The organism is Terrisphaera buseokensis (assembly GCF_047521145.2).
Classification (GTDB): domain Bacteria; phylum Verrucomicrobiota; class Verrucomicrobiia; order Opitutales; family Opitutaceae; genus ER46.
Genome location: NZ_CM134186.1, coordinates 5861606 through 5876098, shown reverse-complemented (window position 1 = coordinate 5876098; position 14493 = coordinate 5861606). Strand labels below are relative to the sequence as shown.

Sequence of the window (14493 nt, the reverse complement as noted above, 5' to 3'; positions counted from 1 at the left end):
CGTGACGTGGGACCGCGACCGCCCCCGGTCGCTGCTCAGAAGAAGCGACCGGGGGCGCTCGCGGTCCCAGTCCATCCCAAACCCCATCCTTACTTCACCTCGAAGCGCATCACGCCGATCTCCTGCATTGCGCGATAGAACAGCGCGACGTGCATCGCACTCGAGAATTCGCACGTGCGAATCAACTCGAGGACCTCGGGAATCGTGAAGAACGCACTCTCGAGCACTTCGTTCTCGTCGAGCTTCGGCGGCTGGACGAGGCGGATGTTGCGCGCGAGGAAACCCTGCACGCGGTTGTTGTGCCGGCCGGGATTGGTGACGTAGCCGCCGAGGTGTTGCCAGCCGTCGCCGGTGGCGCCGGTTTCCTCGATCAGTTCGCGCTGCGCCGTGGTCAGGAGATCCTCGCCGTCATCGGCACCACCACCCGGCAGTTCCCACGAAAATGAAGAGATCGCATGGCGGTACTGACGGACGAGCAGCACGCGAAGCTCCGGATCGAGCGCGACGACGTGGACCCACTCGGGCTCCTCCATCACGTAGTACGATTCGATGATCTGACCGGGCGCGACCTCGCAACGATCGGCGCGCAGGCGAATCCAGCGGTCGCGCAGGACGTCGCGCGAGGAAAGCGTTTTCCAGGGGAGTGGTTTCATGAACGCGAGGAGGAGCGGCGGCGGGCGGTGATCGCGGGCAACGGCGAGCGTGAGTGCAGGTTTCGGCCAGGCGTTCATTCGTCCCCGTTTCTGGCAACGGCGGAGACCGATCGATCGGCCTCAGCCACGCACCTGGCCGTTGCCTTCGATGAGAAACTTGTAGGAGCAGAGCTCGGGCAGACCCATCGGTCCGCGCGCGTGGAGGCGATCGGTGCTGATGCCGATCTCCGCGCCGTAGCCGAATTCAAAGCCATCGGTGAAACGCGTGCTCGCGTTCCAGTACACCGTGGCACTGTCGACTTCGGCGAGGAAACGGCGCGCGGCCGCCTCGTTCGCGGTGACGATGGCGTCGCTGTGATTTGAGCTGTCGCGATTGATCGTGGCGATGGCCGTATCCACGGAATCCACCACTCGCACGGCGATGACGTAATCGAGGAACTCGGTGGTGTAGTCGGCCGGCGCGGCGGGCGTGGTCGCGACGCCGGCGCGCTCCAGGATTTCCGCGCTGGCGGCATCGCAGCGCAGCTGGACGTTTTTTGCCGTGAGAGCGCGGGCGACCGAGGGCAGGAAGGCTTCGGCGACGTCGCGGTGCACGAGCAGCTGTTCCGCGGCGTTGCACGCGCTGGGGCGCTGCACCTTGGCGTTGAGCGTGATGGCCTCGGCCATCGCGAGGTCGGCGGCGGCGTCGACATACACGAAGCACACGCCTTTGAAGTGCTTGATGACCGGAATCGTGGAGTTCTCCGCGACGAAACGAATCAGGGCTTCGCCGCCGCGGGGAATGATGCAGTGGATCAGCGTGTCGAGCGTGAGCAGCGTGGTGAGCGCCGAACGATCCGTCGTCGGCACCAGCTGCACGGCGTCGCGGGGCAGATCGGCGGCGGCGAGTGCCTGCTGGATCAGATCGGCGAGCGCGGTGTTCGTGTGGAAACACTCCTTGCCGCCGCGCAGGATCGAGGCGTTGCCGCTCTTCAGGCAGAGGATCGCGCAGTCGATGGTGACGTTCGGCCGCGCTTCATAGATGATGCCGATCACGCCGATCGGGACCCGGACCTTGCGAATGCGCAGGCCATTGGGCCGCGTCCGCTCGTCGAGGAGTTCGCCGACCGGATCGGGCAGGGCGACGACCTCGCGCACGGAGTCGGCGAGATGCTGCAGACGCGCGGGATTCAACGTGAGGCGGTCACGCGCCGCGGCGGAAGGGGCGGCTGCCTCGGGTGAGGCGAGGTCCTGGGCGTTCGCGGCGAGGAGCGTCGCATGCGAGCCCTCAATCAACTCTGCCAGCCGGGTGAGTGCGGCGTCTTTCTTCGCGCGCGGCGCCGTCGCGAGCACCAAGGACGCGGCGCGGGCGCGTTGGGCCAGGGACGTTACGAGGTCGGCGAGTGCGGCGGACATTTGGAGAGTAGCGTCCTCCAAAAGCGGGGGACTGCAAAGCGTTTTTGGCGGTTCCGCCAGCACGGGTGGCGCGGGCACGATGAGCGGCGGCGGAGCCGCGGGCGAGGGTGCCACGGACCAGGGAGCCGCAGGCGGTGCCCACCGGTGCAGCAGCCACACACCGCTGGCGAACAAAGCGAGCCCCGCAGCGTCGAACCACAGGGGATGAAAAAAGCCGGTGGCGACGGTCGGCACATGATTGTAGTTATCGACCTGAAAGGGCAGGTCCGTGGGCAGGAACGTGGACGCGTTGTTCAACGCGTGGCCCAGCATGCACAAACCGAGCGAGCGGGTGCGCACGTACACCCAGCCCAGCACCAGCCCGAGGCCGAAGGCGATGGGGCCCTGCGCGGGGTTGAAGTGCATGAGCGCGAACAGCGCGGCCGACATCAGGATCGCCGCCCACGGTTTCCAGCGCGCGAGCAGTCCGCGCAAAATGATGCCGCGGAAAAGCGTCTCCTCGGTGAGCGGCGCCACCACGACGGCGAGAACCAATCCCTGCCACGACGAGCCCACGAGATGACCGAGCTCCGGGGCGAAATCCCAGTCGTCGAGGCCGTCCCGGCCCGCCCAGGCGCGGAGCAGGTTGTCCACCTCGGAGATGAACACGGGCATGCTCGCGACGATCGGCAGAAACGCGACGCCCAGCCAGAGCGGTGAGAATTTCAGGTGGCCGAGGCTGCGCCAATTCTCCCCGCCGCGCGCCAGCGCCCAGGCGGTGACGGCGGCAAACGTCGCCATCCGGCCGAGAATGATGAGGGAGACCTCGACGCCCGGATCGTCGGCGGCGAAACCGTGCAGGCCGAAGAGCGCGCCGAGCGAGTACGAGGAGTCGATCAGGCCGCTGACGACCATCTCGGCAACGAGCGTGACGAGCAGCACGACGAAGGCGGTGAGCAGCGAAAAACGAGGCGACGCGTGGATGGGCTGCGACATCCCGAGGATTTGCGGCAGCTTTCGCAGCCAGAGTCAGCCGAAAACGACAACGCAGCGCGGTTGAATCAGGGAGCTGCCCGCGAATCACACGGAGAGACGTGAATTCGAGCAGCAAATCATCCCCGCGCGCATTTTCGCATCCGCAGGTTGATGGAAGGGTAGACGCTCTACACGCTCGGGTTTTGTACCAATCGCTCTTTGCCTTTGGACTTTAGCCGTGGCTACGAGCGATCCAGAAGTCCAAAAGCAAGGAGCGATTGGTATTATTCGCGTCCCTTCGCGTGATTCGCGGGCGATCTCCTCCGCCTCAGTCGAACAACCGGCCGCGATTGAAGCGCCAGATGGCGAGCGCCATGACGGCGGCCGTGATCCCGGCAAGGATGCCGATGATGGGCAGCAGCTGGGTGAACGTCCGGCCGGCCCATAGCACCTGGGCGAAGCCCTCCATCGCCCAGTAGGTCAGCGTGAACTTCGCGATCTGCTGCATGAACTCCGGCATGAAGCTGATGGGAAACCACGCGCCGCCGCAGGCGCTCATGGTCAGGATCAGAAACGTCGCCAGACCCTGCGCCGCCTCGGGGGAGGACGAGATCGACGCGATGAACAGGCCGAGTGCAGTGCAGGCCGCGGCCGCGAACAGGCTGACGACGGCGAGGTTGCCGAGGTGACCGGCGACATCGATCCCGTACAGCAGGCTGCCAACCGCGAAAATCGTCACCAGCTGCACCACCCCGAGAATGATGCCGAAAAGAAACCGGCTCCACAGGATGTGGGCGCGCGTGACGGGCGCGGCGAGCAGCCGTTGAAACATGCCCGTCTTCTTCTCCTCGAAGAGCGACGTGGCCGTGCCGTTGAGCGCGAACATCAGGAACATGATCGCCCACCCGCCGACCATGCGGGTCGCCGCCGGGCTCTTCACATTTTTGCCCACGACCTGTTCGGTCTCGATTTTGAGGATACGCGAAAACACGTCCGTCGATCGGCTGGTGTTGCCGTCCGCCGGCGCGGCATCCGTCGCCGCCAGGGTGCGCAGCTGCGACAGTCCGAAGTCGCCGTCGGTCAGCGAACGGTTGATCTCCTCCCGGTCGCCGCCGAAGGCGCTCGCGATCGCGCCGCTCAACTCACGGTTGAACGTGGCCAGCCCCTGCGGGCCAATCTGTCGCTCCGCGGTGGCCTGCAACGCCTGGCCCAGCAGCTCGGGGACATGGGAGAAGATCGTTTTCTGCAACAGGCCGTTGACCGTCTGCGCTTCAATCTCGTTGAGCGGGTTCGACAGGATCCTGAGTTGGAAGGCGGCCTGTCGGCCCGCGGGCAGAGGCGCGGGAATCAAGACGGCAAAGCGAAACGCCCCGGCCTCGATCATCGGGCGCAGATCCGCCTCGACCAGCGGGCGGCTCGTCTTGTCGGAGTTCTCAACGGTGGTGATGACGCGAAAGGCCTTCTCCTGCTGCAGCACTTCGACGAGCCGTTGCGCCGCGCGGTTGCTGCTCGCGTTGACCACGGCCAGCCGGATGCCCGCCGGGCCGGAGTCCTTGCGCGAAAGGCCGAACACCTCCCCGAAGATGTAAATCATCGCGATCGGGATGAAGAACGTGAGCGCGACGGCGGTGCGATTGCGCAGGAAACGGGCGAAGCCCTTGTAGACGAGGACGCGGACGGCGTTCATGGATCGGCGTGGGTCGGAAGAAAGGTGAGGCAGGGTTGAAACACGCGCGGGACTTCACTCCCGGAGCGTGCGGCCCGTGAGGTGGAGGAACAGCGCCTCGAGCGTGGGCCGATCATGCGTGAACAGCTGCGGCGCGATCCCGTGCTGTTCAGCCAGTCGGTAGAATTCGGAGAGCTTGAAGTCGGCGCGCGGCCCGAAGCGGTGCATCTCGTCGTCCGACGTGAGTTCGCCGTGGGGCGCGATGGCGGCGGCGAAGGCGGCGTGACTCGCGCGCACGGGAAATGCGATGGCGGCGGCAAAGGGCAGCTGCGCGAGCAGATCGTCGAGGGTGCCGAGCGCGAGGATGCGGCCGTGGTCGATGACCCCGATGCGCGAGCAGAGCCGCGTCGCCTCCTCCATGTAGTGGGTCGAGTAGATGATCGTGAGGCCCTCGCGATTCAGCTTCTCGAGGAAGTCGAAGATCGCATTGCGCGACTGCGGATCGACGCCAACCGTCGGCTCGTCGCAGAGGAGCAGCTTCGGGCGGTGCAGCAGTGCGGCGATGAGGTTCAACCGACGCTGCATGCCGCCGGAAAACGTGTCGACGCGATCGCGCCGGCGATCCGTCAACTGCACCGCGGCCAGCGCCTCGTCGATCCGATCGCGCAGCGTCGCGCCGCGCAGGCCGTAGAGTTCGCCGAAGATGCGAAGATTCTGCTCCGCGCTGAGATCGTCGTAGAGTGCGATGCTCTGCGGCACGAGGCCGATCGTGGCGCGAGTGGAGAGATCGGAGGCGGAAAGCGGCGCGCCATCGAGTGTAAGACTGCCGGCGTCAGGCGTGCGCAGGCCGGCGAGGAGCGACATCAATGTCGACTTGCCGGCGCCATTCGGCCCGAGCAGGCCGAAGCACTCACCGCGGGCGATGTTCAGCGAAATGCCGTTGAGGGCGGTGAGAGAGCCGTAGCGTTTGGTGACGGAGTCGAGACGGAGCATGGGACAGGGTGCGGTGCGGGATGAAGCAAGGCGGTAAGGTGAAGAAATGCGAGCCGCACCGGGCGGTGCTGTGCGTGGGAGCGCAGCCTTGTGGCCTGCCTTTGAAACCTCACCAAGCAGGCGCGACGCTGCGCTCCCACGACGCGCGTTGCATCGATTCCTTCCCGATGGATGTTTTCAAGCCAAAGGCCGAACGTTACCTTCAAGCTTTCATGAACCGACGCTGGTCGCTGGTGGTTACCGTTTTCTTTCTGCCGGGATGGCGGGTGGCTGGAACGGCGCGCCCACCGTAAACGCCCCGGGCTTCCCACATGATGGCACATGGACGGTCGGGGCCGAGGGCCTGAAGCCGCTGCCGTGACGGCCGGGTGAGGTGAAAGTTGACGGGTGAAGGTGAAAAATAAAGGCGGGATAGAGTGCCGTCCTGATGCACCCGGACGGCTCATTCTCTCAACTCTCAACTTCACCCTGTCATAGCGGAGTCGACGCCACGGGCCCGAAACCCCTTGAGCCCCGCCGCTGGTTGGAGAGCATGGCGGCGCAGGCTTCGCTCGCCGCCCCCCCCCATGAATCTCGCCGATGTCTTTACTGTGGTTCTCGTCATCCTGGGTCTCCTGACGGTGTTCGTCGGGCTCTGGCTCATGGCCGCCGGTTTGTTTCCGGCCAGGGTCGAGCGCTGCGCGGCACGGCTTGGCGCGATGCCGATCCGGTGTGCCGCGGTCGGGATCGGGTGTCTCGTGCCATGGATCACTCTTGGCATCCTGCTTGGCAAGAACGTCACGAATGCCCCCGGAAAATTTCTGAGCGTGATGCTCATCGTCGCGGCGATCCTGACGGCGCTGTTCGGCACGGCCGGTCTGGCCTTGCGTATCGGCCAGGGCATGACGTCGGCCCGCGATCAGGCGGAACCGTGGCGGCGCGTGCTGCGCGGCGGCGTGGTGCTGGCGATCACGTATGGCACCGTGGTGCTGCTCCCGCTCACCCTGGTCGCCGGCTTCGGTGCGTTCGTGCTGTCGGGTTTTCGCGGTCAGCCCGCGGTCGCTCCTGCGACCTCCGTGACGCTCTGAGCCGGTGAACTGTTCGCGCCGACAGTTCATCGTGGCCGGCGCCGGTGCCGTCCTTGCGACCGGCAGCGGTTGCGGCCCGTTGCGGGACGTGACGGCCGACGCGCGGCGCTGGTGGGGCAAGCCTGCGGCGCCGCCGCTCGCGGAGAATCTCGCGCCGCCGGCAACCGTGCAAATCGACCCGGTTTCGCACGCGATCAACCGGCTCACCTTCGGTGCGCGACCCGGCGACTACCAGCGCGTCGCGACCATGGGCGTGCCGGCGTTCATCGAACAGCAACTGGCGCCGCAGGCGATCGCCGACACGATGTGCGAGCGGCTGATCCGGCACGAATTCGACAGCCTGGCCGATCCGGAGAGCCGCCTGTTTCCCCGTCAGGGCGATGCGAGTGATCCGTTGCAGCAGCTCTTCCCGGCGATGAAGGATCGCGGCGCGCGCGTCAGCGATCTCTACGAGTATAAGGACAAGGTGCTGCTGGACGAGTTGACCCGGGCGACCCTGCTCCGCGCCGTGGTGAGCGAGCGGCAGCTGTTCGAGGTGATGGTCCAGTTCTGGACGGATCACTTCAACGTCGACCCCTCGAAGGCCGAGTGCAAATGGCTCAAGGCCGGTGACGATCGCGACGTGATTCGCGCGCACGCGCTGGGCAATTTCCGGAGCCTGTTGCGGGCAAGCGCGGTGAGTCCCGCCATGCTCTGGTATCTCGACGGGCGGGTGAATCGCGTGACGCGATCCGGTGAGAAACCCAACGAGAACTACGCGCGCGAGCTGCTGGAACTCCACACCCTGGGCGTGCACGGCGGCTACACGCAGCAGGACGTCATGGAAGTCGCGCGCTGCCTCACCGGCTGGACCGTCCGGGATCGAAAGAAGTTTTTCAAAGGCCGGGTCGAGTTCAACGCGCGGCAGCACGACGATGGCGCGAAACGTGTGCTGGGGCAGGACGTGCCCGCCGGGCTCGGCGCGCGCGATCTCGATCGCGTGCTGGAAATTCTCATGGCGCATCCGGGCACCGCGCGGCACATCGCGTGGAAACTCTGCCGCCGTTTCATCGCCGACGAGCCGCCCGAGTCGGCGGTGCGGGACACGGCCGCGGCGTTCACGGCCACGCAGGGCGACATCCCCGGCACGCTGCGCGCCTTGTTTGCCACGTCCGCGTTTTCCGATCCGGCGGTCCGCGGCCAGAAATTCAAACGCCCGTTTCACTTCGTGGTGTCGGCGTTGCGCGGGACGAATGCCGAGACGGACGTCGCGCGTCCGCTCGTCGATTATCTGGTGCGGCTCGGGCACGCGCCGTTTCGCTATGCGACGCCCGACGGTTATCCTGAGGAGGCGAGCCACTGGCAGAGCACGTTGTTGTGGCGCTGGAATTTCTCGACGGCACTTGCGGAGAACCGGATCAAGGGCACGCAGATCGCCGCGGACGAGCTTGTCCGGCGGGTGGGTGGGCCGGAGGCGTTCATGGCGACGTTGCTCGGCCGCCAGCCGACCGCCGAGGAACGCGCCGCTTATCACGAGTCCGGGGCCGGAGTCGCGCTGGTCGTGGCGTCCCCGGCCTTTCAATACAGCTGAGCCCGCCACGCATGCCTGCCCAAGCCCTCATCACCGGTCAGGGTGACGCCCGTCGCACGCTCATCGTGGTGTTTTTGCGCGGGGCCGCGGACGGGTTGGCGCTCGTGCCGCCGCTGGAGGACGAACACTATCACCGGGCGCGTCCGCGGCTGGGCATCGCGAAGCGCGACGCCGTGCGGCTCGACGATCGGTTTGGCCTGCATCCGAAACTGCAGCCGCTGGAACGCGCGTGGCGCGAGGGCGAACTGGCGATTGTGCACGCCTGCGGGATCGAGGATGACACGCGCTCGCATTTCGAGGCGCAGGATTTGATGGAGCACGGCGGCGTGGTGGCGGGCGGCTGGCTGGGTCGGTACCTGCGCACGCGACCGGCGGCGGCCAGCGGCGCGCTGACCTGTGTGGCGGTCGGCAAGGCGCTGCCCGAATGCCTGCTCGGTGCGCCGGCGGTCACGGTGATGCAGAACTTCGACGACTTCGTGATCGGCGGCCGCACTCCGGCCTTCCAAACACAGCTCGAGCGGTTGTATGCGATGCAGCGCGGTCAGCTCGGGGAGGCCGCGCGCGACACCTTTGACGCGCTCGTGCGGATCGAGGCGATGCGCACGACGGTGTATCAGCCGGAGCATGGCGCCGCCTACGGGCGCGACGAGTTTTCCACCGGGCTCAGCCAGCTTGCGCGTCTGATCAAGGCGGGCGTCGGCCTCGAGGCGGCGTCCATCGATCTGCCTGGCTGGGATTCGCACTTCGCGCAGCAGGGCCAGGTGGAGACGCTGGCTGCGCGACTCGCCACCGGTTTGGAAGCGTTCCGGCGGGATCTCGGCGCGCGGATGACGACGACGACCGTGGTGGTGATGACGGAGTTCGGCCGCACCGTGGAGGAGAACTCCGCGTTCGGCACGGATCACGGCCGGGGATCGGCGATGTTCGTGCTCGGCGGCGGCGTGCAGGGCGGACGGATCCACGGGGCCTGGCGCGGGTTGAGTCCGGACGTGCTCGAGCGGCGCGGTGTGCTGGAGGGCTATGGCGATCTGCCGGTGCTGAATAATTACCGGAATGTCCTCGCGCCGATTCTCACGCGTCAGGGCACAACGGCGGAAGGATTGCGCACCGTGTTCCCCGGATACTCGCTCGAGCCGTTCTCGTTGTACGGTTGAGTCCCCGGTGGCGCAGGCGTCCCGCCTGCTCCGATCCCTTGCAGGCGGGACGCCTGCGCTCCCGGTGGCATCAGCGGCCGCACCAGCCGCCGTCGACGGCCATGATGTGGCCGCTCAGGTAATCGCTGGCGGCGGACGCGAGGAACACGACGGCGCCCTCGAGATCACCGGGCTCGCCCCAGCGGTTCGCCGGAATGCGACTCAGAATTTCTTTCGAGCGCACGGCGTCGGCCTGCAGGGCCGCGGTGTTGGCGGTGCGCATGTAGCCGGGCGCGATCGCATTCACATTTACGCCGCGGCCGGCCCATTCGTTGGAGAGCGCCTTGGTCAGCTGGCCCACGGCGCCCTTGCTGGCCGCGTAGCCGGGAACGGTGATGCCGCCGAAGAACGTGAGCAGCGAGGCGACGTTGATGATCTTGCCCGAGCCGCGCGCGAGCATGTGCGAACCGGCGGCGCGACAGGCGGTGAACACGCCGTCGAGATTGACCCGCAACACGAGATCCCAGTCGGCGTCGCTGTGTTCAGCGGCCGGCGTGCGGCGGATGATGCCGGCATTGTTGACGAGGATGTCGAGGTGTCCCTGCCAGCCGATGGCTTCGGCGATGAGCCGCTGCACGGCAGCGCGATCACCGAGGTCCGCGGCGATCGCGTGGGCGCGGACGCCGAGTGCCGACAACTCGGCGACCACCGGTGCGAGCTTCGTGGCGTCGCGGCCGTTCACGATCACGTCGGCGCCCGCGCTCGCGAGCGCGCGGGCCATCGCGTGCCCTAGGCCCTGCGAGGAGCCGGTCACCAGCGCGACTTTGCCGCGCAGGCCGAATTTCTGTTCGAGGTAGCCGGGGGCGGACATGGTCGGTGGCGGCGGTGGCGTGGTCCGGGCGGATTCGCGTTATTTCAAAGTCGCGAGCGACACCGCGTCCATGTCGGCAAACACCTGGTTGTCTCCACCCATGGCCCACACGAAGCGATAGGCGCCGGTGCCGGCGCCGCAGTGAATCGACCAGGCGGGCGAGAGCACGGCCTCGCGGTCGCGCACGACGAGGTGGCGCGTCGCGTGCGGTTCGCCCATGAGGTGAATCACGACGCTGTCGTTGAGATCAAAATACAGATAGATCTCCGTGCGCCGGCTGTGGGTGTGCGGCGGCATCGTGTTCCAGACGCTGCCGGGTTCGAACTCGGTGAAGCCCAGCACCAGCTGGCAGCTCTTCACGCCGTCGGGATGAATCAGTTTGTTGATGCGGCGGCGGTTGGCTTTCGCGGGGTCGCCGATGGGATCGGTGCGCACCTCCGCACGGCGCACCACGGCGGTGGGGTGCTTGGCGTGCGCGGGCGTGCTGACGAAATAGAACTGCGCCTGACCGCTGGGGCCGTTTTCGAACGCGACGTCCTTTTCGCCCTGGCCGATGTAGAGACAGTCCAGCGTGCCCAGCGTATAGGTGACGGCGCCGACGCGGACCTGGCCTTCCGCGCCGAGATTGAGAATGCCGATTTCGCGCCGCTCGAGGAAGAAGCGGGTGCCGGTCTCCTTCGCGTCCGGCAGCGGCAGCGGCGCACGCGTGGGCACCGCGGCGCCGGTAATCATCCGATCCAGGTCCGTGTAGTGCGCGGTCACGGCGCCGGGTTGAAACAGGCCGCCGATCAGAAAGCGGGCGCGAAGCTCATCCGTGGACAGCGTGTTCGTGGCCTCGGGCGTCGGAAAATAGTGGAGTTGCATACGCGGTACAGCGAGCACTGGCGGGTTGAGTAGGATCGCGCAACGACAACCGCGGCGCGCGGGGCATGAAAAAACCCGTGGTGCACGCGGACGCGCACCACGGGTTTTGCTGGTTCTGAAACGATGCCGCTGGCTTAGAACGTGCCCTTCACGCCGAGCGCGAACTGCACGCCGAACTCCTCGGTGCGGTACGTGTGCGTGTAGCCCGGGGTTTCCGGACTGTAGCGCTCGAGGTCCTGCGGCGTGTTCAGGATGTTGCGCGCGTTGGCGAAGATCGTCACGCGGCGGCTGAACGTGTACTCCGCGTTCACGTCGATGTTGTAACGGGAATCATAATACTCGAACGCGTTCGGCGCCGTGCCGCTCTGGGCGGAGTTCCGCTGGCGGCCGCGATAGTTGTATTTGACCATCAGGACGACCGGCTTGCGGCTGAAGGTGAGGCCCATGCTGCCGCTCTTCGGGATGAAGCGGTTGAAGTCCGCGCCGTTGGCGCCCTGCAGGTGCAGGATCGAACCGCTGGCGGAGAAGTTGAAGAACCGGCCCCAGCGCGGGAGGAACTCGATCGAGCTCAGCGGCTGCATGTAGTTGAACTCCGCGCCGTCGATGCGCGCGCTGCCGACGTTCAGGCGGCTGTTGACGGTCCAGCCGACGTAGCGCTGGTCGAGGCCAAGTTGATCGAGCACGGCCGCGGTCGCGACGGTGTTGATTGAGCCGAAGAAGTCGCGCAGGTCCTTGCGGAACACGCCCGCGGAAATCAGGCCGCCCTTGGGGAAGTAGTATTCCAGGGAGAAATCGTAGTTCTTCGCCGAGTACGGACGGAGGCCGGAGTTGGTGAACGTGATCGTGCCCGGGGGCGAGCCGGCGGGCGGATTCGGATTGTCGTTCTCGTCGATCGTGGTGTTCGGGATGATCGAGCCGAGGTCGGGGCGGCCGAAGGTCTTGGCGAACGCGGCGCGGAAGAGGACGTTGTCGGTGACGTTGAACGTCGTGTGCAGGCTCGGGTAGTAGCCGTCGTAGGAGCGATCGGCGAACGCGGCGCGCTCCCTGCGGATCAGCGCCAGTTCCTGCAGCGAGCCGGCGGCGCCGGCCTCGGTTTTGCGGACGCGCGCGCCGTTCACGAGCGTGAACTTGCCGTCGGCGCCGCGGACGAACGGCGCGTCGGGATCGACGAGCGGGCCGCGGCCGGTGTCCTCGGTCTTCTCGTAGCGCACGCCCGTCACGACGCCGAGGCGGTTCTTGAAGAACCGGCCCTCGAACTGGGCGTAGCCGGCGGTGATCTTTTCGGCGAACTGCAGCGAGCCGTTGATGCGGTTGGTTTCGTTGGTCACGGCCTGCGCGGGCGTCGTGCTGAAATAGCCGGGGTTGGTCTTCGTTTCCTCCCAGAGGCGGTAGGCGTCGCCGAACGGCAGGCGGGTGAAGCCGTAGCCGTTGTCCTGGCCGAGGTATTTGGTATCCACATACGGGGCGAGGCTGTCGTCCGCGGTGTTGGCGACGCCGTCCCGGCCGACGAAGGTCGTGCTCTCGTTGTGGCTCGTGATGTCACGCTTCTGCTTCTGCATCAGGCCGCCGATCTTGAGGGTCGCTTCGACGGGTAGGAAGCTGAGGGCGCGCTTCACGTTGACACGGCCGGCGCGGAACTCGTCGCGGGCGTCGACCGGCGTGTTGCCGAGCGTGGTGAGGCGGTAGTTCGCGGGATTGTTGTAGTCGATGGGCACGCCGGCGGAATCCAGGGCGGTGAATTTCGCGGGCACCGGATAGGTGATGCCGTCGTAGAGCACGCGCGAAACGCCCACGAGGCTCGTGTTCACGCCGGAGAAATGGCCGCGCGCGTTCGTGCGGTACCACGTCTTCGAGATCGAGGCGTTGAGGCCGGAGTCGATTTCCCATTCGCGGCCCTTGTAGGTGTGATTGAGATTCGTGGCGCGGGTGGCGCCGTACTTGTCGCGGAACGAACCGCCCTGCGTGACCGTGCCGCGGCCGGTGGCGCCGTACGCGAACGAAGGACCGAAGGTGAGCGGCGTGCCGGTGGCGGGCGTGGGCACCTCGCTGCTGCCGACGTCGAAGTTGGTGTTACGATTGGCGAAGAACGAGTGGTAGTAGTTCACCTGGGCGCTCGCCGAAATCACATGGTAGCGGGCCGGCTTCCAGTCGGCCTTGATGCTGAAGGAATCGCGGAAGGTGTTCTTCGGGCCGTCCTGCACTTGGAACTGACGCAGGTAGGGATTCGTGACCGTGGCGCCGGCGCCGACGAAGCGCCAGGTGGGTTGCGCGCGGTGCTGTTCGTTGAACTGGTTCGAGCTGAGACCGTTGATCACCAGCCCGAACGTCTTCGAAAGCGGCGCGATGTAGTTGAAGTCAAAACCGGGGAGGACCTTGAACGTATCCTTGTTGCCGGGACCGGGCGTCTTCTTGAACACCTGGTAGTCCTCGCTGTTGAAGCTCGTATAGAAGCGGTACTTGAACTGCGTCGTGGCGGACTCGAAGGCGCTGCGGCTCACCATGTTCACCGAGCCGCCGAGGCTGTCGGCCGCCTGATCGGGCGTCGGGACCTTGGTGACTTCGACGCGGGAGACGTTGTTGATCGACACCTGCTCGAGCTCGAACGTGCGGATGGTGCTGCCGGAGGCGGAGCTCGCCATGCGGGCGCCGTCGGAGGTGACGTTCGTGAAGTTGTCCGCAAAACCGCGAACCGAGATCGTGCGCACATCGGCCGCGACGTAGTCGACCGTGATGCCGGGGAGGTATTTCACGAATTCGCCGACGTTGCCCTCGGTGACGTCGCCGAATGCATCGGACGAGACGACGTTCTTGATATTCGAGGCGAAGCGCTGCTCGTTCGTGGCGATGTTGGTGGCGTTCGTCTCACGCGTCGTGCCGACCGTGAACTGGTCGAGCTGCACCACGGTGCCCAGGTCGCGCGCGGCCTGGTTCGCCGACTTCTGCTCGAGCACGAGGAAGAAGTTCTGCTGCACCGTCTGGCCGGCGGCGACGGTGACCGTCTCGTTCTGCGGCGGCAGGCCGGAAAACAGCACCGTGAGACGGGCGGCACCCGGCGGCACGTTGATCAGCCGGTATTCGCCGGACTGATTCGTGTACGTCTCGAGCGTGGTGCCTTCGACGGTCACGCGGGCGTTGTTGATGTAGCTGCTCGTCGTGGTGTTCAACACGCGGCCTTCGATCGTGCCGGTGGAGGTGGACTGCGCGACGGCCGTCGTGATGAGCGCGGCGGCGCACGCCAGGAGTCGGCCCGTGGTGAGAAGCAGGGCCGGGATTTTTCGTGGGTTCATGGAGGGTTTGGGTTGGATGCTGAGTCAGGGGACCGAAAGG

General features: G+C 66.3%; 10 protein-coding genes and 1 pseudogene. 3 read left to right on the top strand and 8 right to left on the bottom strand.

Annotated elements, in window-relative coordinates:
- Positions 1-89 precede the first annotated feature (89 nt).
- The 5 genes and pseudogenes from ACLJEU_RS22040 to ACLJEU_RS22020 form a co-directional block, all read right to left on the bottom strand.
- Positions 90-653, bottom strand: coding sequence for an NUDIX hydrolase (locus tag ACLJEU_RS22040; protein ID WP_414663911.1), 564 nt, complete (start codon positions 651-653; stop codon positions 90-92).
- A gap of 120 nt (positions 654-773) precedes the next feature.
- Positions 774-2069 (bottom strand): glutamate-5-semialdehyde dehydrogenase, encoded by a 1296-nt coding sequence (locus ACLJEU_RS22035; protein WP_414663923.1) that lies wholly within the window; start codon positions 2067-2069, stop codon positions 774-776.
- A gap of 276 nt (positions 2070-2345) precedes the next feature.
- A pseudogene (locus tag ACLJEU_RS22030) lies at positions 2346-2702 on the bottom strand (CPBP family intramembrane glutamic endopeptidase); the annotation flags it as partial.
- Between the two features lie 628 nt (positions 2703-3330).
- Complete coding sequence (locus ACLJEU_RS22025) at positions 3331-4689, bottom strand: ABC transporter permease (protein ID WP_414663910.1); 1359 nt, start codon at positions 4687-4689, stop codon at positions 3331-3333.
- A gap of 54 nt (positions 4690-4743) precedes the next feature.
- Positions 4744-5661, bottom strand: coding sequence for an ABC transporter ATP-binding protein (locus ACLJEU_RS22020; protein ID WP_414663909.1), 918 nt, complete (start codon positions 5659-5661; stop codon positions 4744-4746).
- Positions 5662-6227: 566 nt separating this feature from the next.
- Here ACLJEU_RS22020 and ACLJEU_RS22015 point away from each other — a divergent pair.
- From ACLJEU_RS22015 to ACLJEU_RS22005, 3 genes are read left to right on the top strand one after another with little or no spacing between them, the layout of a single operon-like run.
- Positions 6228-6728, top strand: coding sequence for a hypothetical protein (locus ACLJEU_RS22015; protein WP_414663908.1), 501 nt, complete (start codon positions 6228-6230; stop codon positions 6726-6728).
- Positions 6729-6732: 4 nt separating this feature from the next.
- Positions 6733-8298: a DUF1800 domain-containing protein gene (locus ACLJEU_RS22010; protein ID WP_414663907.1), complete on the top strand. Its 1566-nt coding sequence runs from the start codon at positions 6733-6735 to the stop codon at positions 8296-8298.
- Positions 8299-8309: 11 nt separating this feature from the next.
- Positions 8310-9452 carry a DUF1501 domain-containing protein gene (locus tag ACLJEU_RS22005; protein WP_414663906.1) on the top strand — a complete coding sequence of 381 codons (1143 nt, stop codon included), beginning with the start codon at positions 8310-8312 and terminating at the stop codon, positions 9450-9452.
- A gap of 70 nt (positions 9453-9522) precedes the next feature.
- Here ACLJEU_RS22005 and ACLJEU_RS22000 read toward each other — a convergent pair whose 3' ends face one another.
- The 3 genes from ACLJEU_RS22000 to ACLJEU_RS21990 all read right to left on the bottom strand — a co-directional run bounded on the left by ACLJEU_RS22000 (position 9523) and on the right by ACLJEU_RS21990 (position 14453).
- Positions 9523-10302, bottom strand: a complete 780-nt coding sequence (locus ACLJEU_RS22000; RefSeq protein WP_414663905.1) for an SDR family NAD(P)-dependent oxidoreductase — start codon at positions 10300-10302, stop codon at positions 9523-9525.
- Between the two features lie 39 nt (positions 10303-10341).
- Positions 10342-11166 carry a 5-dehydro-4-deoxy-D-glucuronate isomerase gene (kduI, locus tag ACLJEU_RS21995; RefSeq protein WP_414663904.1) on the bottom strand — a complete coding sequence of 275 codons (825 nt, stop codon included), beginning with the start codon at positions 11164-11166 and terminating at the stop codon, positions 10342-10344.
- A gap of 134 nt (positions 11167-11300) precedes the next feature.
- Positions 11301-14453, bottom strand: coding sequence for a TonB-dependent receptor (locus ACLJEU_RS21990; RefSeq protein WP_414663903.1), 3153 nt, complete (start codon positions 14451-14453; stop codon positions 11301-11303).
- Positions 14454-14493 lie beyond the last annotated feature (40 nt).